This window comes from Mesorhizobium sp. M1D.F.Ca.ET.043.01.1.1 (genome assembly GCF_003952385.1).
Classification (GTDB): domain Bacteria; phylum Pseudomonadota; class Alphaproteobacteria; order Rhizobiales; family Rhizobiaceae; genus Mesorhizobium.
The window spans coordinates 5,949,752-5,972,415 of sequence record NZ_CP034444.1 but is presented as its reverse complement, the minus strand read 5'-3'; the positions used below and the strand labels follow the sequence as shown (position 1 = coordinate 5,972,415).

The 22,664-nt window shown below is 65.2% G+C and carries 18 protein-coding genes; 1 reads left to right on the top strand and 17 read right to left on the bottom strand.

Annotated features, from left to right (window positions below):
- The first annotated feature begins 80 nt into the window (after nucleotides 1-80).
- Nucleotides 81-1,925 (top strand): aminopeptidase P family protein, encoded by a 1,845-nt coding sequence (locus EJ067_RS28565; RefSeq protein WP_126088490.1) that lies wholly within the window; start codon nucleotides 81-83, stop codon nucleotides 1,923-1,925.
- Nucleotides 1,926-1,928: 3 nt separating this feature from the next.
- Here EJ067_RS28565 and EJ067_RS28560 read toward each other — a convergent pair whose 3' ends face one another.
- The 17 genes from EJ067_RS28560 to mraY all read right to left on the bottom strand — a co-directional run bounded on the left by EJ067_RS28560 (nucleotide 1,929) and on the right by mraY (nucleotide 22,651).
- Complete coding sequence (locus EJ067_RS28560; protein WP_126088489.1) at nucleotides 1,929-2,225, bottom strand: AzlD family protein; 297 nt, start codon at nucleotides 2,223-2,225, stop codon at nucleotides 1,929-1,931.
- Nucleotides 2,222-2,950: an AzlC family ABC transporter permease gene (locus EJ067_RS28555; RefSeq protein WP_126088488.1), complete on the bottom strand. Its 729-nt coding sequence runs from the start codon at nucleotides 2,948-2,950 to the stop codon at nucleotides 2,222-2,224. Before EJ067_RS28555 ends, EJ067_RS28560 begins: the two co-directional genes overlap by 4 nt.
- 208 nt (nucleotides 2,951-3,158) lie before the next feature.
- Nucleotides 3,159-3,845, bottom strand: a complete 687-nt coding sequence (locus EJ067_RS28550) for a TIGR02453 family protein (protein ID WP_126088487.1) — start codon at nucleotides 3,843-3,845, stop codon at nucleotides 3,159-3,161.
- Nucleotides 3,845-6,052, bottom strand: a complete 2,208-nt coding sequence (gene ligA / locus EJ067_RS28545; RefSeq protein ID WP_126088486.1) for an NAD-dependent DNA ligase LigA — start codon at nucleotides 6,050-6,052, stop codon at nucleotides 3,845-3,847. Before ligA ends, EJ067_RS28550 begins: the two co-directional genes overlap by 1 nt.
- Before the next feature lie 137 nt (nucleotides 6,053-6,189).
- The gene (gene recN / locus EJ067_RS28540; protein ID WP_126088485.1) at nucleotides 6,190-7,863 is read right to left on the bottom strand and encodes a DNA repair protein RecN; all 1,674 of its coding nucleotides are present in this window, start codon (nucleotides 7,861-7,863) and stop codon (nucleotides 6,190-6,192) included.
- 8 nt (nucleotides 7,864-7,871) lie between these two features.
- Nucleotides 7,872-8,741 (bottom strand): outer membrane protein assembly factor BamD, encoded by an 870-nt coding sequence (locus tag EJ067_RS28535; RefSeq protein WP_126088484.1) that lies wholly within the window; start codon nucleotides 8,739-8,741, stop codon nucleotides 7,872-7,874.
- 202 nt (nucleotides 8,742-8,943) lie between these two features.
- Complete coding sequence (gene lpxC / locus EJ067_RS28530; RefSeq protein WP_126088483.1) at nucleotides 8,944-9,891, bottom strand: UDP-3-O-acyl-N-acetylglucosamine deacetylase; 948 nt, start codon at nucleotides 9,889-9,891, stop codon at nucleotides 8,944-8,946.
- 427 nt (nucleotides 9,892-10,318) lie between these two features.
- Nucleotides 10,319-11,974 (bottom strand): cell division protein FtsZ, encoded by a 1,656-nt coding sequence (gene ftsZ / locus EJ067_RS28525; protein WP_126088482.1) that lies wholly within the window; start codon nucleotides 11,972-11,974, stop codon nucleotides 10,319-10,321.
- A gap of 67 nt (nucleotides 11,975-12,041) precedes the next feature.
- A complete protein-coding gene (ftsA, locus tag EJ067_RS28520) occupies nucleotides 12,042-13,349 on the bottom strand; it encodes a cell division protein FtsA (RefSeq protein ID WP_126088481.1) in 1,308 nt (435 codons plus the stop codon).
- Nucleotides 13,346-14,287 (bottom strand): cell division protein FtsQ/DivIB, encoded by a 942-nt coding sequence (locus EJ067_RS28515; protein WP_126088480.1) that lies wholly within the window; start codon nucleotides 14,285-14,287, stop codon nucleotides 13,346-13,348. The genes ftsA and EJ067_RS28515 overlap by 4 nt, the downstream gene beginning before the upstream one ends.
- A complete protein-coding gene (locus tag EJ067_RS28510) occupies nucleotides 14,275-15,201 on the bottom strand; it encodes a D-alanine--D-alanine ligase (protein WP_126088479.1) in 927 nt (308 codons plus the stop codon). Before EJ067_RS28510 ends, EJ067_RS28515 begins: the two co-directional genes overlap by 13 nt.
- 311 nt (nucleotides 15,202-15,512) lie before the next feature.
- The gene (gene murB, locus EJ067_RS28505) at nucleotides 15,513-16,478 is read right to left on the bottom strand and encodes a UDP-N-acetylmuramate dehydrogenase (protein ID WP_126088478.1); all 966 of its coding nucleotides are present in this window, start codon (nucleotides 16,476-16,478) and stop codon (nucleotides 15,513-15,515) included.
- Complete coding sequence (murC, locus tag EJ067_RS28500; protein WP_126088477.1) at nucleotides 16,475-17,881, bottom strand: UDP-N-acetylmuramate--L-alanine ligase; 1,407 nt, start codon at nucleotides 17,879-17,881, stop codon at nucleotides 16,475-16,477. The genes murB and murC overlap by 4 nt, the downstream gene beginning before the upstream one ends.
- Entirely contained in the window at nucleotides 17,878-19,002 is a 1,125-nt protein-coding gene (murG, locus tag EJ067_RS28495) for an undecaprenyldiphospho-muramoylpentapeptide beta-N-acetylglucosaminyltransferase (protein WP_126088476.1), read from the bottom strand. The genes murC and murG overlap by 4 nt, the downstream gene beginning before the upstream one ends.
- 6 nt (nucleotides 19,003-19,008) lie before the next feature.
- Nucleotides 19,009-20,160 (bottom strand): putative lipid II flippase FtsW, encoded by a 1,152-nt coding sequence (gene ftsW / locus EJ067_RS28490; RefSeq protein ID WP_126088475.1) that lies wholly within the window; start codon nucleotides 20,158-20,160, stop codon nucleotides 19,009-19,011.
- Nucleotides 20,160-21,560 carry a UDP-N-acetylmuramoyl-L-alanine--D-glutamate ligase gene (murD, locus tag EJ067_RS28485; RefSeq protein WP_126088474.1) on the bottom strand — a complete coding sequence of 467 codons (1,401 nt, stop codon included), beginning with the start codon at nucleotides 21,558-21,560 and terminating at the stop codon, nucleotides 20,160-20,162. The genes ftsW and murD overlap by 1 nt, the downstream gene beginning before the upstream one ends.
- Nucleotides 21,561-21,568: 8 nt before the next feature.
- The gene (gene mraY, locus EJ067_RS28480; RefSeq protein ID WP_095812511.1) at nucleotides 21,569-22,651 is read right to left on the bottom strand and encodes a phospho-N-acetylmuramoyl-pentapeptide-transferase; all 1,083 of its coding nucleotides are present in this window, start codon (nucleotides 22,649-22,651) and stop codon (nucleotides 21,569-21,571) included.
- Between the last annotated feature and the right edge of the window lie 13 nt (nucleotides 22,652-22,664).

The following is a 22,664-nucleotide window of genomic DNA, read 5'->3' as shown; positions in this document are numbered from 1 at the left end:
ACTTTGATTTCGCGCATGATCCTTTCCGAAAATCGACTCCGATTTTCGGGGTCATGCGCCGCCATTCGAGGGAGACGACCATGTTCCAGACCTTTGATTCCGCCGGTGATCCGGCTGTCGGCAAGCCGCGCGTGGCGATGCTGCGTCAATGGCTGGCGGAGAACGGCCTGGACGGATTCATGGTGCCGCGCGCCGACGAACATCAGGGCGAATATGTCGCCGACCGCTCGGCGCGGCTGAAATGGCTGACCGGCTTTTCCGGCTCGGCCGGCGTCGCCATCATCCTGCGCGACCGCGCCTTCATCTTCGTTGACGGCCGCTACACGCTGCAGGTGCGCGGCGAGGTCGACCTTTCGATCTTCACCGTCGAAAGCCTCGTCGACAATCCGCCGGCCTCCTGGATCAACGACAATCTCGGCAAGGGCGCCAGGCTCGGCTTCGACCCTTGGCTGCATACGATCGGCGAGGTCAAGGCGCTGAAAGCTTCGGCCGAGCAGTCCGGCGCGACGCTGGTGCCGCTCGACAGGAATCCGATCGACATCATCTGGAAAGACCAGCCGGAGCCGCCTCGCGCACCGGTGGAGCTCCACCCCATCGCCTTCGCCGGCGAGCTCGCCAAGGACAAGCTGGCCCGGCTGGCGGGCGCAATCGAAAAGGAGAGCGCGACGCACGCCGTGCTCACGGACCCCTCTTCAATAGCCTGGGCCTTCAACATCCGTGGCGGTGACGTGGCGCACACGCCGCTGGCGCTCGGCTTCGCCATCCTCGCCGCAGACGGCAAGCACCAGCTCTTCATGGACCCGCGCAAATTCTCGCGCCAGGTCGCGGCCTATCTCACCCAGCTTGCCGACCTGCACGATCCGGGCGAGTTCGAAGCAGCCATCGCTGGGCTTGCCGACGATGGCGCAAGGATCGCGCTCGATCCCGTGCTGGCGGCGGAAAAGCTCAAGATGCTGGTCGAGGACAATGGCGGCAAGGTCGTTTCGGCCGCCGATCCCGCCCGCATCCCGCGCGCGACCAAGAACCAGGCCGAGATCGCCGGCAGCCGCGCCGCGCACCGCCGCGACGGCGCGGCTGTCGCGAAGCTGCTCTGCTGGCTCGACCGGCAGGAGCCGGGCAAGCTCGACGAGATCGACGTCGTCACCAAGCTCGAAGAGGTGCGCCGGCAGACCGGCGAGGAAACGCAGATGCCGCTGCGCGACGTCTCCTTCGACACGATTTCCGGCGCCGGCCCGAACGGCGCCATCATGCACTATCGCGTGTCACGTGCCACCAGCCGCAAGCTTCAGAGCGGCGAGCTGTTCCTGCTCGATTCCGGCGGACAGTACCAGGACGGCACCACCGACATCACCCGCACCGTGCCGATCGGCCAGCCGACCGAGGAGATGCGCGAGCGCTTCACGCTGGTGCTGAAAGGCATGATCGGCATCTCGATGCTGCGCTTTCCGGCAGGCACGCGCGGCTCGGAGATCGATGCGGTCGCCCGCATGGCGCTGTGGAAGCATGGCTGCGACTTCGCCCACGGCACCGGCCACGGCGTCGGCTCCTATCTTGCCGTGCACGAAGGACCGCAGCGCATCGCCCGCACCGGCACCGAGAAGCTGCTTGGCGGCATGATGCTGTCCAACGAACCGGGCTACTACAAGGAGGGCGCCTACGGCATTCGCATCGAGAACCTGATCCTCGTCACGCCCGCCGAACAGATCGAGGGCGGCGACATCGCCGTGCATGGCCTCGAGACGCTGACGCTGGCGCCGATCGACAAGCGCCTCATCCGCACCGATCTTCTGACGCGCGACGAGCTGCACTGGCTCGATCAGTACCATGCACGGGTCTTGGCGGAGATCGGTCCGATGGTGGACGGCGAAACGCTGGCCTGGCTGGAGAAGGCGACAGCGCCGCTGCCGCACGACGCGAAAATCTGATTTCTACCCGACGAACTGCCTGGCCAGAATCAAGACTGCAGCGCCGGCCAGGAACATCGCCATCAGGCCGCCACGCAGCGACACTATTGCGGTGACAATCAGCGCCGCCCATTCGGCCGGTCCGGCGCCGAGCACGGCCGGCGCCACCAGCGTCGTCAGCACCGCGGCCGGCACGGCGTTCAAGCCTGCCTCGACCCGCGGATGGATGTTGTCGAAGCGCGAGATGACGAGGTGGCCGCCGACGCGGGTGAGATAGGTGGCGATCGCGCCGGCAAGGATGATCCAGAAGGTGGTGCTCATGGCCGCTCTCCCACGCCGCTGTGATGCGGCGGCAGGATCACGGCAAGCAGCACGCCGGCCACGGCCCCGATCGAAACGTGCCAGGGCGAGCCGACCGTCTTGTAGGCGACGATGGAGGCAACGGCGCTCGCCACGACCACAGGCAGCCACAGCGGCCGTTTGCGGAAGCCAAGCACCAGGCCAAGAAAATAGATCGGCAGCAAGAAATCGATGCCCAGCGCATGGGTGTCAGGGATCATCTTGCCGAACACCGCGCCAAGCGCGCTTTCGGCGACCCAGAACACGTAGACCGGCAGGCCGAGCCCCAGATACCAGACGAACCCGACCGGCTGGCCGGAGGCCGCCCTCGCCTCGGCAACGGCATATTGCGGATCGGTCAGGATGAAATAGCCGAGCGCCTGCTGCAGCACCGGCCAATGCGCAATGCGGCGGCCGATGCCGGCGGAATAGAGCACGTGGCGGAAATTGACCGCGAAGATCGACAACACGATCAGCCACGGCGCGACATGCTGGCCGAACAATTCGATGCCGACCATCTGGCTGGCGCCGCCGAAAATCAGCGCGCTCATCAGGAAAGCCTCAAGGACGGAAAAGCCGTTGTCGACAGCTAAAGCGCCAAACAGCACGGCGAACGGCGCAGAAGCGACGACCACCGGCATCGACAACCGTACACCGTCCCAGAACTCGCTCTTGGCGCGGTCTTCGGAGATTGCTTCCGCTGACATCCAACTGCTCCCTTTTGCATGTCGCCCAGAAGTGCGCAGCGGTTCTGGGATAACGACATGCATCAAAACAAGGACTTGAAGCGCGTCGCCTGAACCCGTTTCAGGCGACGCGCGTCAGGCGGCTTGATGTAGGGAGCGTCGCCTTCCTTGTCACACCAATTCGCTTGAGCCGACGATCAGCGGAACTGATCGCGAAACGGATTTCCGGTTATCCGGTTTTGCCCTGTATCGCCCTGCCCCAGTCGAGCAGCGGCTTGGCCCGCAAGGTGAAATCGACCAGATCGTCGACCAGTTTCGGCGAATGGATCGTCGCCGGATCGATATCGTGCCGCACCACGAAATGCCGATTGCGCACCGCCTGGGCGAGATCGTCGTCGGCAATGTCCTCGAAGCCGCGTGGCGCGCGCTTCAGGCGGTCCTCCGCATCGAGCTCAAGGCCTGCCTTCTTGAGTGAAGTGACCATGCCGCGGAACGCCGCTGGCTTCGTCACGATCGCCCTGCGCATCGCCTGCAGCAGTTCCGGCGCCGGCTGCCACCAGGCGACGCCGGAGAAGCACCGCTCGAGCCCGATATGCACGTAGAACACGCCCTGCTCCATCTTGGTGCCGTCGGGCGACAGGATGGCCGAGAGATGCCGGTTGTAGGGCCGTTTGTCCTTCGAAAAACGTACGTCGCGATTGATACGAAACAGCGACTTCTTGCGATCGCCGCGCAAGCCGAGTTTCGCCTTCTCGAAACGTTCGCTGAGCGTCTCGACCAGATCGCAGAACGGCTCGTGCAGTTCACTTTGATAAAGGTCGCGGTTCTCCTGGAACCACTCGCGGCTCTGGTGGAAGTCGAGCGCCTTCAGGAACGGGATGGCCTTCTGCCCGAGACCCTTGAACGCGCCGGCCATCAGCCGGCCCTGCCGATGCGTTGCAGCCAGGTGTCCTCGTCGATCACCTCGATGCCGAGGTCGGTCGCGACCTTGAGCTTGGAGCCGGCGCCGGGTCCCGCCACAACCAGATCGGTCTTGGCCGAAACCGAACCGGCAACCTTGGCGCCCAGGCGCTCCGCCATCGCCTTGGCCTCGGAGCGCGTCATCTTCTCCAGCGTGCCGGTGAACACCACCGTCTTGCCGGAGACCTCGCTGTCGGCCGAAATCTCGACGACATACGGCTTTGGATGGACCTGCGCCAACAGCGCGTCGAGCACGTCGTCGTTGCGCTCGTTGCCGAAGAAGTCGCGCAGCGCGTTGATCACGGTGTCGCCGATCCCGTTGATCGATGGGAAGACGGTGTGCGGATCCTCGGCCTTCGCCGTCTCCTTGCCGATACGGATCAGCTCCTCGATGGTCGAGAACTGGCGGGCAAGGACGGCGGCAGTCGTTTCGCCGATATGGCGGATGCCGAGCGCGAAGATGAAGCGGTCGAGCTCCGGCTCGCGGCGCGCGTCGATGGCCGCGAACAGCTTGTCGAGACCCTCGTAGTTGCGCTCCTCGACGCTGCGCACATTCTTGCGCGTCTTGCCCGATGCTTCTTCGCGCAGCCTTGCCTGCTCCTCGCGCCGCTCGGCCAGCGCCTTGGTGACGGCCGGCCTGCGGTCCTTCAGCGTGAAGATGTCGGCGGCCGTCTTGACCAGCCCCGAATTGAAGAAGAGGTCGATGTTTTCGGCGCCCAGGCCCTCGATATCGAGCGCGCCGCGCGACACGAAGTGGCGCAGCCCCTCCACGGCTTGCGCGGCGCAGATCAGTTCGCCGGTGCAGCGGCGGCGTGAATCCTCCTTGCCGGTCTTCTCGTTGATCTCACGCGTCGCCGGCGAGCCGCAGACCGGGCAGGTGTGCGGGAATTCGTAAGGCACGGCATTGGCAGGACGCTTGTCGATGACGACGCTGACGATCTGCGGAATGACGTCCCCTGCCCGCTGGATGACGACCGTGTCGCCGATGCGCACATCGATGCCGTCGCGGATCGGCTGGCCGTTGCTGTCGAAACCCTTGATATAGTCTTCGTTGTGCAGCGTGACGTTCTCGACCACCACACCACCGACCGTAACCGGCGCCAGCCGCGCCACCGGCGCAAGCGTGCCGGTGCGGCCGACCTGGATGTCGATCCTCTCGACCGTCGTCATCGCCTGCTCAGCCGGGAATTTGTGGGCGACCGCCCAGCGCGGCTCGCCGGTTACGAAACCCCAGCGGCGCTGCAGCTCAAGCTGATCGACCTTGTAGACGACGCCGTCGATGTCGTAGCCGAGCGACGAGCGCAGCTCCTCGATTTGATGATACTGCGCGATGAGCTCCTCGATCGACTTCGCCCGCACCATCAGCGGGCTGACCTTGAAGCCCCACTCGCTGAATTTCTGCACCGAATCATACTGTGTCGGTGCCGGATCAGCGGTCGTGTAGCCCCAGGCATAGGCGAAGAATTTGAGGTTGCGGCTGGCGGTGATCGATGGGTCCTTCTGGCGCAGCGATCCGGCCGCCGTGTTGCGCGGATTGACGTAGTCCTGGCCGCCGACCGCCGCCGAGCGCTGCTTCAGCGCCTCGAATTCGGCATAGGTCATGTAGACCTCGCCGCGGACTTCGATGACCTCCGGCCAGCCCGAGCCCTTCAGCACCTTCGGAATGTCGGCGATCGTCTTCAGATTGGCGGTGATGTCCTCGCCGACGGCGCCGTCGCCGCGCGTCGCGCCTTGCACGAACACGCCGTTTTCATAGCGCAGCGATGCCGACAGCCCATCGATCTTCGGTTCGGCGGTGAAGGCGATGTCGAGATCCTTGTCGCGATCGAAGAAGCGCCGGCCGCGCTCGATGAAATCGGCGACGTCCTGGTCGGTATAGGCCTTGGCGAGGCTGAGCATCGGCACGGCGTGCCGCACCTTGGCAAAGCCTTCCGCCGGCGGCGCGCCGACCCGGCGCGACGGCGAATCCTCGCGCACGAGATCGGGATAGCGTTCTTCTATGGCGAGGTTGCGCCGCGCCAGCGCGTCATACTCGGCGTCCGAGATCGTCGGCGCGTCCTCCGTATGGTAGCGCCGGTCGTGTTCGGCGATCTCCGTCGCCAGCCGCTTCAGCTCATCCGCGGCCTCGCTTTCGCTCAGCGATTCGACTGGTTTTTCCGACATGAAGCGCGGTCCTCGATTAATGGCGCGCCACTATAAATCAGGATTCGGCATGGGGGAGTCGGCTCGCGCAAGAATCATTCCTGAACAGCGGGATGCAGCCATCTGCTGACTCATCCTTCAAGCGGAGAGATCAGCCTCTAAGCTGCTGCAGTATTCTCGCGCAGCAGCCGCTCGGCCGCCGCGCGCGCCTCGTCGGTGATGGTCGCGCCGGCCAGCATGCGCGCGATCTCTTCCTGGCGCGCCGCGCGGTCCATCTCGGCGATGCCGGTAGCGACGCGGTCCTTGCCGCCGGACTTGGAAATCAGGAAATGCGTGGCGGCGCGTGCCGCCACCTGCGGCGCATGGGTGACCGAAAGCACCTGCACCCGCTTCGAGAGTCGCGCCAGCCGCTGGCCGATGGCGTCGGCCACCGCGCCGCCGACGCCGGTGTCGATCTCGTCGAAGACCAGGGTCGGCGCCGAGCCTCGGTCGGCCAGCGCCACCTTCAGCGCCAGGAGGAAGCGCGACAGCTCGCCGCCCGAGGCGACCTTCATCATCGGCCCAGGCCTGGTGCCCGGATTGGTGCGCACCCAGAATTCGACCTGGTCGATACCCTCTTCCATCCGGCTTTCGGCATCGCTCACCATCTCGACGATGAACTCGGCCCGTTCGAGCTTGAGGGCCGGCAATTCGGCCATCACCGCCTTGGTCAGGCCGGCTGCGGCGGCGTGACGGAGCGATGAGAGCTGCGCCGCGGATATGTCGTAAGCCTCGCTTGCGGCGGCGGCTTGCTTCTCCAGCCCGTGCAGCCGCTCCTCGCCGGCATCGAGATCGGCAAGGTCGGCCGCCATCGTGTCGCGCAGCTGCGCCAGATCGTCGACCGCGACATTGTGCTTGCGCGAGGCCGCGCGCAGCGCAAACAGCCGCTCCTCGGCCTTTTCGAGGCGCTGCGGATCGTATTCGGTGGCGCGAAGCGCCAATTCCACGCCGGACTGCGCCGCGTCGAGCGATATCATCGCCTCGTCCAGCGATTTCACCACGTCGTCGAGCAGCCCCGGCACTTCGCCCGCCTTGCGCTGCAGCCGACGCAGCAGGCTGGCAAGCTGCGGCAGCGGCGAGGACGGCCCCGACAGCACATCCTGCGCATCGTGGATCTCGGACGCGATCTTCTCGGCCCGCATCATCCGGGCGCGCAGTTCGGCCAGCTCGGTCTCCTCGCCGGGCTGCGGGTCGAGCTTCGCCAGCTCGGCGACGGAGGCCCTGAGATAGTCGGCTTCGCGCGCCGCCGCCTCGACCTTGGCGCGGTGGCGGGAAAGCTCCTGCTCGCAGTTCCGCCAGTAGCGCCAGGCCTCGCCCGCGCCGCGCACGGCGCCGAGATGGCCGCCGAAACTATCCAGCAATTCGCGATGGGCGCCGGGATCGACGAGCGCGCGCTCGTCGTGCTGGCCGTGGATCTCGACCAGCGCGCGGCCGACGTCGCGCATCAGGGTGACGCTGGATGGCTGGTCGTTGACGAACACGCGCGTGCGGCCATCGGCCGTCTGCACGCGACGCAGGATGATGTCGCCGTCGTCCTCTATGTCGTTGTCGGAAAGCAGCGTGCGCGCCGGATGGTTGCGCGGCACATCGAACACCGCGATGACCTGGCCCTGCGCCGCGCCATGGCGGACGAGCGAAGCGTCGCCGCGCGCACCAAGCGCCAGCGACAACGCATCGAGCAGGATGGACTTGCCGGCGCCGGTCTCGCCGGTCAGCACTGAGAGTCCGGGCAAGAAGTCGATGTCCAGCTTCTCGATCAGGACGATATCGCGGATCGACAGTCTGGACAGCATGAGGAGTGTCAGGCGCCGGTGATCAGCTTCCCGGCCTTGGATATCCACGATCCGGCATTTTCACGCGGCTGAAGCCCGTTGCTCTGCAGGAGCTTGTAGGAATCCTTGTACCACTGGCTGTCCGGATAGTTGTTGCCGAGCACCGCCGCGGCGGTCTGCGCCTCCGAGGTCAGGCCCATCGCATAGTAGGCTTCGGTCAGGCGCGCGAGCGCTTCCTCGACATGGCGCGTGTTGGAGTAGGTCTCGACCACGGTGCGGAAGCGCTTGACGGCGGCGATATACTCGCGGCGTTCGAGATAGTAGCGGCCGATCTGCATCTCCTTGCCGGCGAGCTGGTCGGTGGCGAAGCGGATCTTGTCCTTGGCGTCGTCGACATATTCGGAGGTCGGCCAGCGCGTCACCAGGTCCTGCATGGTCTGCACAGTCTGGCGCGCTTCCTTCTGGTCCTGGGTGACATCCTTGATCTGACGGTAGTAGCTCAAGCCGATGATGTACTGCGCGTAAGGCGCGTCGTCGGTCGACGGATAAAGCGTCAGGTAGCGCTTGGCGGAACCGATCGCCTCGTCGTAGTTGCCGGCGCGATAGTCGGCGAAGGCGCCCATCACCATCGATTTGCGGGCGAATTCCGAATAGGGATGCTGGCGGTCGACGGCGTCGAACTTCTTGCTGGCCTCATCGAGGCGGCCGGCATTCAGGTTGGCGAGACCCTGGTTGTAGAGGACGTCCGCGGGTTCGGTCTGGTCGACATAGGTCGCCAGATTGACGTCCTTCTCGGACGACATGCAGGCCGACAGCAGCAGCGACGGGACGACCAACGAAAACGCCAGGAACACGGCCCGATATGGCGTACTCGATTGATCAACTCGCGAGAAAAACATGTTTGGATTCCGCCCTTTCGGCGTCGTTTCGGTCCGGGCCGCAGCCATAAACCATTATCCCCTTGCCCGGCAACGCTATGTCCGGCCAATCGCGCATTTTTGTGGCGGTCTCGCGTTGCGCCCCCGGCCGCGCAATTTCACCGACCTATGATGCAATTGTGCAACACAAGCTCGCGATACAAAGCCAGAAAACGGTTAAAAATCAGATCACCCAGGGCGCGTAGACCGGTCCGCTGACAGCGATCATCTCGGCGACGCGGCCGCGCTCGCGGCGCCGTGTCTCGACGATCTCGAAAGCCGTGCGGTCGGACAGCAGGCGGCGCAGCGCCGCCGCGTTCATGCGATGGCCGCCGCGATAGGAGCGGAAGCAGCCGATGAAGCGCGCGCCGGCAAGCGCCAGGTCGCCCATGGCGTCGAGCGTCTTGTGCCGGGCGAATTCGTTGGGATAGCGCAGTCCGCCGACATTGATGACGCGGTTGTCGTCGCCGATGACCAGCGAGTTCTCAAGCGACGAGCCGAGCGCGTAGCCGGCGGCCCACAGCCGCTCGACATCCTTCATGAAGCCGAAGGTGCGCGCCCGCGCGATGTCGCGGCGGAAGATATCGGGGTTGATGTCGGAGGCAAAGAGCTGGCGGCCGATGGCCGGGCTCTCGAAATCGATCTCCACCTCGAATCGCGTGCCGTCATAAGGGCGGAACTCCGCCCAGGACGCGCCGGCTTCGATACGAACCGGCTTGACTACGCGGATATAGCGGCGCTTGACCGCCAGCGTCTCGATGCCCGCCTGCTCGAAGGCTTCGACAAAGGCCACGGCGCTGCCGTCGAGGATGGGAACTTCCGGGCCGTCGATCTCGATGATGAGGTTGTCGATGCCGAGTCCGAAAACCGTCGCCATGAGGTGCTCGACGGTTCCGATGTGCTCGCCGGACGGGTCGCCGAGCATGGTGCAAAGGTCGGTGGCGCCAACCTCGGAGACCAGTGCGCGAAACTCGTGCCCCTCGCCGCCATTGGAAAGGTGGAACACGATGCCGGTATCGGCGTCGGCGGGCAGGAAATGAACGGTGACGGGCTTGCCGCTGTGGACGCCCGTGCCGGTCAACGTCGCGCGCGCTTTAACTGTCGTCTGATAGTCGTGCAAGACAAACCCCATAAGCCCTAGCTGCCAGCGTCCGCTTTGTCGGCCCTTTGAGCATTTTCAACCAGATCGATCATCCGGCGTCCGCGCAATGCGGCAAATGAACAGGGCATGCGGCTCTGATGTGATCGGCAGGCAGGGCCAACTCCCCGAATCCCGGCAAACCGACTTAAGTCCGACGCGAAGATAATGGCCCGTCTGGGAGACTCCAAATCACGGTTTCTTACCCCATGTAACCGCGACATCGATTGAGAAAGCGTCCGTAACGCTTTGTTTTAGATAAACTTTTAACATCAACAGGCAGACGATTCCTCGCCTGCCTGTTAACGGCTGTTATATATCGTTGGTGCATGTCGCCCAAAACACGCAGCGGTTTTGAGAGAAACGACATCGCATCAAACAAGGTTTGAAGCGCGCTGCCTGTCGCGGCGCGCTTCAACGATTAATTGGCCTGGCGGCGCAGGAACGCCGGAATCTCCAGCTGGTCGTCTTCCTGCACCGTGCGGCTCTGCGGCGTGAGGCGCCCCTGGTCGTCGAGCTGGCCGCGGCGCGGCGCGTAGAGCTGCGGGTCCTGGCTGGCGAGGCGGCGCATCTCCGGTGCCGCCTGGCGCAGTTTCGGCTCGCGCGGCTGCGCCGGCTGCAGTCGGGCCGGCTCTTCCTCGCGGCGGGTCAGGCCGTTCGTCAGCCGCTTGATCAGCCCCATCGGCCCGCTGTTCTCATGGTCGGCGGGACGGGTCTTGGCTTCCACTTCCGCCCTCACCACCGGCGGAAAATCCTCCACGCGCGGCATGCGCTGCGGCGCCGCGGCAACCGGCTGCGGCATCTCGCGCTGCGGCGCGGGCTGCATGGCCTGCTGCGGCATCACCGGCTGCGGACGCGGCTGGGCCGGGGGAGCCTGGAAGATCTTGCTCTGCGGCTGGAAGTCGTCGACCGGCGCCGGCCGCGGCTGTGCCATCGCTGCGGCGTTCGCCTCGGCAAGCTGGATCGCCTCGGCGACCGGATCGACGGCGCGCGGCTCGTAAGCCTGCTGCTGAACCGGCGCCGGGCGGCTTTCCTGAGCAGGCGCCGCGGGGCGGGTGACCGGCTTCTGCGGCGCGCGGATCGAGATCGGCGCCGCGGCGATTTCGGCCGCCGACTTGTCGATGCCGGTGGCGACCACGGAGACGCGGATCACGCCTTCCAGCTCCTCGTCGAAGGTCGCGCCCAGGATGATGTTGGCGTCCTGGTCGACCTCCTCGCGGATGCGGGTCGCGGCCTCGTCGACCTCGAACAGGGTGAGGTCGCGGCCGCCGGTGATCGAGATCAGCAGGCCCTTGGCGCCCTTCATCGAGGTTTCGTCGAGCAGCGGATTGGCGATCGCGGCTTCCGCGGCGGCCATCGCGCGGCCCTCGCCCGAAGCTTCGCCGGTGCCCATCATCGCCTTGCCCATCTCGCGCATCACCGAACGGACGTCGGCGAAGTCGAGGTTGATCAGGCCTTCCTTGACCATCAGGTCGGTGATGCAGGCCACGCCCGAGTAGAGCACCTGGTCGGCCATGGCGAAGGCATCGGCGAAGGTGGTCTTGTCATTGGCCAGTCGGAACAGGTTCTGGTTGGGGATGACGATGAGCGTATCGACGCATTTCTGCAATTCCTCGATACCCATGTCGGCCGTCTTCATGCGCCGCTGGCCTTCGAAATGAAACGGCTTGGTGACGACGCCGACGGTGAGGATGCCCTTCTCGCGGGCGGCGCGGGCAACGACCGGCGCGGCGCCCGTGCCAGTGCCGCCGCCCATGCCGGCGGTGACGAAGCACATATGCGTGTTGGACAGATGATCGATGATCTCGTCGATGCATTCTTCAGCCGCGGCGCGGCCGACTTCCGGCTGCGAGCCGGCGCCGAGCCCCTCGGTGACATGCGCGCCGAGCTGGATCAGCCGTTCCGACTTCGACATCGTCAGCGCCTGCGCGTCGGTGTTGGCCACCACGAATTCGACGCCGCGCAAGCCGGCGGTGATCATGTTGTTGACCGCATTGCCGCCGCCGCCGCCGACACCGAACACGGTGATGCGTGGCTTCAGCTCGGTGATGTCCGGCTTTTGCAGATTGATGGTCATTGTCTCCGTCCTTTGCCTTTCCCGCCGCTTCGCCGCTGCGGCCGCCTATGGGGCTGTCCCCGTCAAATCAAAAACTGTCTCTCAACCACTGACTCATGCGATGCAGTTTTCCGCCAGTTCCGGTCATTCTGAAACCGGAAAGTCCTTTCGCCGAATGGCTCTCGAAGCTCGCCATCTGCGGATAGATCAGAAGCCCGACCGGGGTCGAGAACGCCGGCCCCTTGGCCGCTTCCGGCAGGCCTGCCACGCCGAGCGGCCGGCCGATGCGCACATTGCGTCCGAGCATGCGGCGGGCCGCTTCGGGCAGGCCGGCCAGTTGGCTGGCGCCGCCGGTGAGAACGACGCGCTTGCCGACGGCGTTGCCGTAGCCCGACTTGTTCAACCGGTCGCGCAGAAGCTCGAGCGTCTCGTCGATGCGCGCGCGGATGATGCGCGTCATCACCGACCGCGGGATCTGCAGCGGCAGCTCGCCCTCCTCGCCGATCGGCTGGATGGAGACCAGGTCGCGGTCGTCGGCGCTGCCCGGCAGCGCCGAGCCATGCATCACCTTCAGCCGCTCGGCGGCGTCGAGCGAGGTCGACAGGCCCTTGGCCATGTCGAGCGTCACGTGGTTGCCGCCGATGGCGATGGCGTCGCCATGCACGAACTTGCCTTCCGAGAACACCGAGATCGTCGTGGTGCCGCCGCCCATGTCGATGCAGGCGGCGCCCATTTCGAGCTCGTCGTCGACCAGGGCCGCGAGGCCGCTGGCATAGGGCGTCGCCACCATGCGCTCGACCGAAAGATGCGAGCGGTTGATGCAGAGCTCCAGATTGCGCATCGGCGCGGCGTCGCCGGTCAGCACATGCATGTCGACGCCGAGCGCGTCGCCGACCATGCCGCGCGGGTCGCGCACGCCGCGTTCGGCATCGAGCGAGAAACCGACGGGAATCGAATGGACCACCTCGCGCTCGGCCCGCAATGCCTGCTTGGCGCCGGCGGCGAGCACGCGCTTGATGTCGGCTTCCTCGACCTGGTGGCCGCCGAGATTGATGGTTGCCGAGAAGGCCTCGCTCTTCAGCCGGCCGGCCGTCATGTTGACGATGAGGGAGTCGACGGTGAGGCCGGCCATGCGCTCGGCCGCGTCGACGGCGAGACGGATGGCATGCTCTGCGCGGTCGAGATCGACGACGACGCCCGACTTCACGCCCTGCGACTTCTGATGGCCGATGCCGATCACCTGGATGCGATGCGAGCGCCCGCGCAGCAGCTTGCCGTCCTCGCGCGGCTTCAGCTTCGCCACCACGCAGCAAACCTTGCTCGAGCCGACGTCAAGCACCGTCAGCGTGCCCGACCGCCGCGAGGAAGCATCACCGCTGCCGCCAAGCCAGCTCATATCTTCGTCTCCGGCTTGCGCTTCGACAGGCTCTTCGGCTTTGCGCTGAGCGCAGCTTCGCGCTGCGTCGCTGCTTCCGGCGAGAGCTCCACCACCAGCCGATCGGTGAGCCGCATGTCGACGGCGGCGATGTCGCGCGTCAAAAGTCCGTTGTCACGATCGAGCTTGACGAGCCCGGCGATCGCCCGATCCTCGTCATCCTCCGGCAGCTTCACCGTGATGCCGTTCTCGAGCTTGAGATCCCAGCGCCGCTCGCCGACACGGATATAGCCTTTGACCCGCGCTGCCAGCTCGGGATAGCGCTTGATCTTCTCCAGGAAGGCCGGCGCCTTGGCCGGCGCCCCCGTGCCGATGATCAGCGGCAGCAAAGCCTCCTTGCCGCCCGAGAACGGCGCGATCACCTCGCCCGAGCGCTCGATCACCGAAAGCGAGCTGCCCTGCTGCCAGAGCGCGAAAGGTTGGCGCTCCTCGACGCGCACTTCCAGCGTATGCGGATAGATCTTGCGCACCGCCGCTACCTCGACCCAGGGCAGCGTCGCGATGCGCTCGCGCGCGGCCTCGGCGTCGAAGCCGATCAGCGACGTCCAGCCGTCGAGGCCGAGCCGGTCCAGTATGTCGATCTCTGAAGTCTGACGATTGCCGACGACCATGATCTGGTCGACGGCAAAACCGGTTCGAGCCGTCACGCCCTGCACGATGCTGTCGGCATAGCCGCCGAGATAGGCGCCATAGGCTCCGGACGAAGCCAACAAGGCAGCAGAGAGGATCGCGGCCGAAAAGCGCGGTGGCTCGTACTCGCCACCGCAGAGCCGGGCGAGCAAGCGCACCGGCCGCCGAAGCTGGCGCGGCAGCACGAAATGGTCGAACGACAGCGGCACGCCGAACAGCGCAGGCCCAGCCCCGTCGCCCTTGCCCTGTCCCCACCTCAACGCAGACACGAAGCGTCCTCCACCATCCAACTCAACAGATCGCCGAACGAATGTCCCGCTTGCGCGGCGATTTCGGGCACCAGAGACGTCGGCGTCATGCCCGGCTGGGTGTTGATCTCGAGCCAGACAACCTCGCCGTTTTCGGAGTGACGGTCGTCGTAACGGAAGTCCGACCGGGAAACGCCCCGGCAACCGATAGCAAGATGAGCCTTGAGGGCCAGTGTCTGTATTTTTTGGTAAATATTCGGTGAAATTTTTGCAGGGGTTTCGTGTTTTGATCCCCCTGGCACGTACTTTGAATCGTAGTCGTAGAAGGAATGGCCGGTCGGGATGATCTCGCAGACCCCGAGCGCCACGTCGCCCATCACAGCGCAAGTCAATTCGCGCCCATGGATGTAACGCTCGACCATGACGATCTCGCCATACTTCCACTCCGAGGAGCCGATCACCTGCGGCGGATGCGACTGCCCCTCATGCACGATGACGACGCCGAAGCTCGACCCTTCGTTGACCGGCTTGACCACATAAGGCGGCTTCATCGGATGCTTGTTCTGGACGGCGAAGCGGTTGACCACCTTCGATTCCGCGACCGGAATGCCGGACGCCTTGGCGACCTTCTTGGCCTGCTCCTTGTTCATGGCCAGCGCCGAAGCGAGCACACCCGAATGGGTGTAGGGAATTCCGAGATATTCGAGAATTCCCTGGATGGTGCCGTCCTCGCCGAACGGGCCGTGCAGCGCATTGAAGGCGACATCAGGCTTGAGCTCGGCAAGCACAGACCCGACATCGCGCGAAACATCGACACGGGTGACCTGATAGCCTTCATTCTCGAGCGCATCCGCACACGCCTTCCCCGAGGACAGAGACACGGGCCGCTCCGAGGAGAATCCACCCAGGAGAACAGCCACATGCTTCTTCTTCATCCCGTCATTCCCTCTCACGCCGGGCCTGCAACCGATATTTCCGCACGCAACATTCCCGCATAGTGAGTCCGAGTCTTCCGGCAGGTTGCCCCCCCAGACGGAAAACGCGGGTAACGCGTCAAACGACTCAAATCAGGAAACGCTTAAGGGCAGAGAATCAGAGAGTTGATTCCCTGGCAAGTGCCTATGATTCCGAGAGATTCACTTTCCGCGAAAACAGGACCGAAAAGAGTGTTGTTGAGTCTTTGCGGCAACGCTTGACGGCGTCGCCGACCACGGAAGTTCAAGCACTACTTGAAGATCGCAGCGAGCTAAAGAAGCTGTCCCAGGAATTCCTGGACCGCGTGACCCGGCCGGAAGTTGCCCAGCCGCTTGATCTCCCAGTGCAGGCGGATGCCCGAATTCTCCAGCACCCGCGCGCGCACCGTCTCGCCGAGATATTCGAGATCGTAGCCGGTCGCCGTGCCGGTGTTGATCATGAAGTTGCAGTGCATGGGCGACATCTGCGCGCCGCCGATCATCAGCCCGCGGCAGCCGGCCTTGTCGATCTCTTTCCAGGCCGACGAGCCTTCGGGATTCTTGAAGGTCGAACCGCCGGTCTTCTCGCGGATCGGCTGCACCGTCTCGCGATGGTTCTGCACGGCGTCCATCGCCGCCTTGATCACCGCCTTGTCTTCCGGAACGCCCTCGAAGACGGCGGAGGTGAAGATCAATCCGCCAGGCGCCGACGAATGGCGGTAGGCATAGCCCATGTCGGCATTGCTGAGCGTATGGACATTGCCGGCGCGGTCGAGTGCCCGCACCTCGGCCACGCGTTCGCGTGTCTCGACGCCATTGGCGCCGGCATTCATCCTCAGCGCACCGCCGACGGCGCCCGGGATGCCGTGATAGAAGTGGAAGCCGCCGATACCGGCTTCATAAGCCACCGCCGCCAGGCGCTTGTCCGGCGTCGCGGCGCCGGCCTTGATGGTGGTCGATCCGGTGACTTCGGCCTCGCCAAATCCCTTGGCAGAGAGCCTCACCACGAAACCGGGAATGCCGCCGTCGCGCACCAGGAGGTTCGAGCCGACGCCGACGACGGTGATCGGGATTTCTTCCGGCACCGCGCGCAGGAAGGCCGCGAGGTCCTCCTCGTCGGCCGGCTGGAACAGCGCCTCCGCCAGGCCGCCGGCGCGAAACCAGGTGATCTTGTCCATCTCGGCATTGGGCGTGACGCGGCCGCGCAGGCCGGCGAGCTTGTTGCCGAGCTTATCGATCAGATCCTGGCCGCGCATCATGAGGGCGTTCCCCCAAGCTCCTTGGGCAGCGCATAGGCCCATTGCGTGATGTTGCCGGCGCCCAGGAAGATGACGAAGTCGCCGGGCTTGGCAAGCTCGCGAATGGCCGGCGCGACTGCCGCCGGACCTTCGATATAGCGCGCGTCGCGGTGGCCGCCAGCACGGATGCGCGACACCAGCGCGTCCGAGGTCACGCCCTCGATCGGCTCCTCGCCGGCCGGATAGACCGGCGCCACCATGACCGTGTCGGCATCGTTGAAGCAGACGGAGAACTCTTCGAACAGGTCGTGCAGCCGGGTGAAGCGGTGCGGCTGCGCGATCGCGATGACGCGGCCCTTCGTAGCCCCGCGCGCGGCCTTCAGCACCGCCGCGATCTCGACCGGATGATGACCGTAATCGTCGAACACGTCGACGCCGTTCCAGGAGCCGGTGTGGGTGAAGCGACGCTTGACGCCGGCAAAGGACGACAGGCCTTTCTTGATCGCCTCGGCCGACAGGCCGAGCTCATGCGCGACCGCGATCGCCGCCGTCGCGTTGGAGACATTGTGCCGGCCGGGCATCGGCAGGCGCAGATTGGCGATCGTCGTCGTGCCGCGGCCCTTGCGATCGCGGATCACCACATCGAATTCCGATACGGCTCCGTCCATGCGGTGGTTGGTGAAGCGCACGTCGGCCTGCGCGTTCTCGCCATAGGTAATGACGCGCCGGTCCTCGATGCGGCCGACCAGCGCCTGCACTTCCGGATGGTCGGTGCACATCACGCCGAAGCCGTAGAACGGCACGTTCTCGACGAATTGGCGGAACGCCTCGCGCACCTTGTCGAAGCTGCCATAGTGGTCGAGGTGTTCCGGATCGATGTTGGTGACGACGGCGATATCGGCCGGCAGCTTGAGGAAGGTGCCGTCGCTCTCGTCGGCCTCGACCACCATCCACTCGCCGTCGCCCATGCGGGCATTGGTGCCATAGGCGTTGATGATGCCGCCGTTGATGACGGTCGGGTCGAGCCCACCGGCTTCGAGCAGCGTCGCCACCATCGAGGTGGTCGTCGTCTTGCCGTGCGTGCCGCCGATGGCGACCGCCTGGCGGAAGCGCATCAATTCGGCGAGCATCTCGGCGCGGCGCACGACCGGCAGCAGCTTTTCGCGCGCCGCCTTGAGTTCCGGATTGGATTTCTTGATGGCAGTCGACACCACCACCACTTCGGCGTCGCCGATGTTCTCGGCCTTGTGGCCGACGAAGCATTCGATGCCTTTGTCGCGCAGCCGCTGCACATTGGCGCCGTCCGCCTGGTCGGAACCCTGCACCTTGTAGCCGAGATTGTGCAGCACCTCGGCGATGCCGCTCATGCCGATGCCGCCGATGCCGATGAAATGCACGAGGCCGATCGTCTGCGGCATCTTCATGCGCGCGTCCTCCTGTGGTCCGAAACCGTTTTGCCGGACGCAATAGCCTCTGTCAGATCGGCGAGCAACCGCGCCGCGTCGGGTTTTCCGGCCGAGCGGGCTGCCGCGGCCATCGCTGAAAGCCGGCCGGGGTCCTCCATCAGTCCGCCGACCAGCGCGGCAATCCGTTCGGCCGAAAGCGTCGATTGCGGATGGACCTCGGCCCCGCCGGCCGCGGCAAGCGCCGCGGCATTCGCTGCCTGGTCATGGTCGAGCGCATGCGGATAAGGCACCAGCAGCGCGGGGCGGCCGATGACGGCGATTTCCGACACGGTCGAGGCGCCGGAGCGCGACATCACCAGATGGGCCGCCGCCATGCGCGCCGCCATATCGGTGAAGAAGGGCGAGACCTGCGCGTCGACGCCGAGATTGGCATAGGCGGCCTTCACCCGCGCCACGTCTTCGGCGCGCGCCTGCTGGGTGATCACCAGCCGTTTGCGCTGCTCCTCGGGCAAAAGCACGATCGCCGCCGGCACGGCATCGGAAAAGAATTGCGCGCCCTGGCTGCCGCCGAACACCAGAAAGCGGAAAGGCTCGCCGCCGCTGGATGCCGTGTAAGGGGTTTTTGCCGCTTCGAGTATCTGCGGCCTGACCGGATTGCCGGTGGTCACCGTCTTGGCGCCGGCCGCATTTGCGCCTTCCGGCAGGAAGCCGCCGGCAATCGCGTCGACCCGGCCCGACAGCGCCTTGTTGGCGCGGCCCATGACGGCATTCTGCTCATGGATCAGCGTCGGCACCTTGCGGCGGGTCGCCGCATAGAGCGGCGGCAGCGTCGGATAACCGCCGAAGCCGACCACGGCCTCCGGCTTGATCCTGGCTATCACCCGCCCCGCTTGCCGCACGCCCTGCCAGATCGTCCAGAAGGCCGAGAGCATGGCGATCGGATTCTTCGAGCCTAGCGTCGCCGACGGGATCGAGTGGACTTCGACAGCGGGAAACTGGCGCGAATAGCGCTCGGCGCGGTGGTCGGTGGCGAGATGCACCTTCCAGCCGCGCTCGGTCAGCTCATGCGCAAGCGCCTCGGCCGGGAACAGATGCCCGCCCGTTCCGCCAGCCGCAAGCAAGACAACACCCTTCGACATCCGGCCTCATTCCGCCGCGATAGTGCGCTGCGAGAAAGCATAGCCCATCTGCTTGCGCTTTTCGGGATGTCTGCGCGTCAGCGCCAGCACCATGCCCATCGAGACGGCAATCGCGATCTGCGAGGAGCCGCCGTAGGAGATGAAGGGCAGCGTCATGCCCTTGGCGGGCATCAGCTGCAGGTTGACGCACATATTGATGGCCGACTGCAGCCCGAAGATGGTGACGAGCCCGCCGACGGCGTAACGGGTGAAATCGTCATGCTCCTTGAGCGCGATGCTCAATCCGCGCAGCACGATGAAGGCGAAGATCGCCATGATGAAGAAGCACATGATCAGCCCGAACTCCTCGCCCGCGACCGAGAAGACGAAGTCGGCATGGCTGTCCGGAATGACGCGCTTCACCGTACCCTCGCCCGGGCCGACGCCGAACCAGCCGCCATTGATCAGCGCCTCGCGGCCCATGTCGACCTGGAAGGTATCGCCTTCGCCGGTGAGGAACTTGTCGATGCGGGCGGCGACGTGCGGGAAGACCGTATAGGCCGCGAACACGCCGCCGACGCCGGCGGCGCCCAGCGCGATGATCCAGAGCCAGGGCAAGCCGGCCATGAAGAACATCACGCCCCAGGTGCCAAGCACCAGCATGGTCTGGCCGAGATCCGGCTGCGCCACCAGGAGAGAGATCACCAAAGCGAGCAGCAGCATGGCGAAGAGATTGCCGGGAATGTCGGGCTGGCGCTTGTGCTCGGCAAAAAGCCAGGCGCAGATGATGACGAAGGCAGGCTTCAGGAATTCGGACGGCTGGATGGAGAGGCCGGCGAGCGACACCCAGCGCCGCGCCCCCTTCACCTCGACGCCGATGTAGAGCACAGCCACCATCAGCACCAGCATGATGCAGAGCATCACCAGCGACATGCGCCTTATTTGCCGCGCCTCGAGGAAGGAAACCGCCAGCATCACGATGAGAGCCGGGATAGTGAAGATGATCTGCCTCGTGGCGAAGTGGAAGCTGTCGAGGCCGATGCGCTCGGCGACCGCCGGGCTTGCCGCGAAGGACAAAACGATGCCCAGCCCCATCAGCGACAGGAATGCCGCCAGGAACCAGCGATCGATCGTCCACCACCAGGTTGCGACTGGACTTTTGTCGAGACGGCTTTGCATCAACGTGGCCCTCCGATGGGTTTCACCCCATCAATAGCAGTCGCAGCTTGCCTGAAGGCTTCGCCGCGAACCTCGAAATTCTTGAACTGGTCGAAACTGGCGCAGGCCGGCGAAAGCAGCACCACCGCCTCGCCGCCGGCGTCGCCCGCGGCGTCAAGGGCGGCATGCTCGACCGCGGCAGCCAGCGTTCCGGATATTTCGTAAGGCACCGCCTCGCCGAGCGTGGCTGAAAAGGCAGGCGCCGCCTCGCCGATCAGATAGGCCTTGGCGATGCGCGGGAAAAAGCCGCGCAGCGGCTCGATGCCGCCTTCCTTTGGCAGGCCGCCGGCGATCCAGTAGATGCGGCTGAAGCTCGACAGCGCCGGCGCCGCCGCATCCGCATTGGTCGCCTTGGAATCGTTGACGAACAGCACATGGTCCTTGCGGCCGACCTGCTCCATGCGGTGCGCCAGCCCCGGAAAGTTTTCAAGCCCCGCCTGGATCTCGCCGAGTTCCAGCCCGACCCTGAGGCAGGCGGCGACGGCGGCCAGCGCGTTCTGCGCATTGTGCTGGCCGCGCAGCGAGCCGATCCCCTCGAGGAAAGCGACGCGGCTGTAGCGGCCGTCCACGGCTTCCATCAGGCTGGTGCCGTCGGCGAAGTAGCCGTCGGTTAGCGGCAGGCGCTTGGAGATGCGGATGACCTGCCGGCCTGCACGCTCCAGCCGGTCGGCGATCTGGGCGCACCAGGAATCGTCGACGCCGATGATCGCGGTGTCGCTGCCTGCGACCAGCCTTTCCTTGATCGAGGCGTAATGCGCCATCGTGCCGTGGCGGTCGAGATGGTCGGGCGTCAGGTTGAGCAGGATGCCCGCGGTCGGGTTGATCGAGGGCGCCAGGTCGATCTGGTAGGAAGAGCACTCCACCACGCAATGCCGCTCGGGCGCTGGCGGATCGAGCGTCATGATAGCCCGGCCGATATTGCCGCCCATCTCAGTGTCACGCCCCGCCGATTTCAGGATATGTGCCGTCAATGCGGTCGTCGTCGACTTGCCGTTGGTTCCGGTGATCGCGATGAAGGGCGAGGACGGCGCGCGCTGGATGCGCTCGCGGCAGAACAGCTCGATGTCGCCGATCACCTCCACGCCGGCGCCACGCGCCAGTTCCACCGTCCAATGCGGCTTAGGATGCGTGAGCGGCACGCCGGGCGAGAGGACGAAGGCCGCGAAGCGCGACCAGTCGGCGGCGCGCAGGTCGCCGGTCGCAATGCCGGCGGCGGCCGCCTTGGCGACGCTGTCCGGATTGTCGTCCCAGGCGAGAATGTCGGCGCCGCCGGCGATCAGCGCATGCGCGGTCGCGATCCCCGAACCGCCGAGCCCGAAGAGCGAAACGCGTTTGCCTGCGAAGGAAGCGGCGGGGATCAAGCGGTGTCCTATCTGAGCTTGAGGGTGGAGAGGCCGACCAGCGCCAGGATAACGGCGATGATCCAGAAGCGGATCACCACCTGGCTCTCGGTCCAGCCGAGTTTCTCGAAATGGTGATGGATCGGCGCCATCAGGAAGACGCGCTTGCCGGTCATCTTGAAGTAGCCCACCTGGATGATGACCGACAGGATCTCCACCACGAACAGGCCGCCGACGATGACCAGCACGATCTCGTGCTTGGTAGCGACCGCGATGGTGCCAATCAGTCCGCCCATGGCCAGCGAGCCGGTGTCGCCCATGAAGATCGCCGCCGGCGGCGCGTTGAACCAGAGAAAGCCGAGGCCGGCGCCGATCACCGCGCCGAGCACGACCGCCAGCTCGCCGGTGCCGGGAACGAAGTGGATCTGCAGATATTCGGCGAACACCGCGTTGCCCGAAAGATAGGCGATGACGCCGAAGGAGGCCGCCGCGATCATGATCGGCACGATCGCCAGGCCGTCGAGGCCGTCGGTCAGGTTCACCGCATTGCCGGCGCCGACGATGACGAAGCAAGAGAACGGCACGAAGAACCAACCGAGATTGATGAGGAATTCCTTGGCGAACGGAAAGGTCAGCGAGGACGAGAACGGCGCCTGGCCGTTGTGCATGATCACCCAGGCAGCGATGCCGGCGACGACGAATTCGATCGCCAGCCGCGCCTTGCCGGAAAAGCCCAGATGCGACTGTTTGGTGACCTTGAGATAGTCGTCGTAGAAACCGATCGAGCCGAAGCCTAGCGTCACCAGCATCACAACCCAGACATAGATGCTGGAAAGGTTCGCCCACAAAAGCGATGACCCGATGATGCCGCAAAGGATCATCAGCCCGCCCATGGTCGGCGTGCCCGCTTTCTTGAAATGCGTCTGCGGCCCGTCGGCGCGGATCGGCTGGCCCTTGCCCTGACGAAGCCGCAGCGAGTTGATGATGGTCGGTCCGAATATGAAAACGATGAGCGCCGAGGTGATCAGCGCGCCGCCGGTGCGAAAGGTGATGTAGCGGAAGACATTGAAGGCTGAGATCTTGTCCGCGAAATCAACGAGTAAAGTGAGCATGCGCTTCCGTCCC

Coding starts and splice junctions, on each gene's coding strand:
- EJ067_RS28565 (WP_126088490.1), top strand. CDS start 81: ATGTTCCAGACCTTTGATTCCGCCGGTGATCCGGCTGTCGGCAAGCCG.
- EJ067_RS28560 (WP_126088489.1), bottom strand. CDS start 2,225: ATGAGCACCACCTTCTGGATCATCCTTGCCGGCGCGATCGCCACCTAT.
- EJ067_RS28555 (WP_126088488.1), bottom strand. CDS start 2,950: ATGTCAGCGGAAGCAATCTCCGAAGACCGCGCCAAGAGCGAGTTCTGG.
- EJ067_RS28550 (WP_126088487.1), bottom strand. CDS start 3,845: ATGGCCGGCGCGTTCAAGGGTCTCGGGCAGAAGGCCATCCCGTTCCTG.
- ligA (WP_126088486.1), bottom strand. CDS start 6,052: ATGTCGGAAAAACCAGTCGAATCGCTGAGCGAAAGCGAGGCCGCGGAT.
- recN (WP_126088485.1), bottom strand. CDS start 7,863: ATGCTGTCCAGACTGTCGATCCGCGATATCGTCCTGATCGAGAAGCTG.
- EJ067_RS28535 (WP_126088484.1), bottom strand. CDS start 8,741: ATGTTTTTCTCGCGAGTTGATCAATCGAGTACGCCATATCGGGCCGTG.
- lpxC (WP_126088483.1), bottom strand. CDS start 9,891: ATGGGGTTTGTCTTGCACGACTATCAGACGACAGTTAAAGCGCGCGCG.
- ftsZ (WP_126088482.1), bottom strand. CDS start 11,974: ATGACCATCAATCTGCAAAAGCCGGACATCACCGAGCTGAAGCCACGC.
- ftsA (WP_126088481.1), bottom strand. CDS start 13,349: ATGAGCTGGCTTGGCGGCAGCGGTGATGCTTCCTCGCGGCGGTCGGGC.
- EJ067_RS28510 (WP_126088479.1), bottom strand. CDS start 15,201: ATGAAGAAGAAGCATGTGGCTGTTCTCCTGGGTGGATTCTCCTCGGAG.
- murB (WP_126088478.1), bottom strand. CDS start 16,478: ATGATGCGCGGCCAGGATCTGATCGATAAGCTCGGCAACAAGCTCGCC.
- murC (WP_126088477.1), bottom strand. CDS start 17,881: ATGAAGATGCCGCAGACGATCGGCCTCGTGCATTTCATCGGCATCGGC.
- murG (WP_126088476.1), bottom strand. CDS start 19,002: ATGTCGAAGGGTGTTGTCTTGCTTGCGGCTGGCGGAACGGGCGGGCAT.
- ftsW (WP_126088475.1), bottom strand. CDS start 20,160: ATGCAAAGCCGTCTCGACAAAAGTCCAGTCGCAACCTGGTGGTGGACG.
- mraY (WP_095812511.1), bottom strand. CDS start 22,651: ATGCTCACTTTACTCGTTGATTTCGCGGACAAGATCTCAGCCTTCAAT.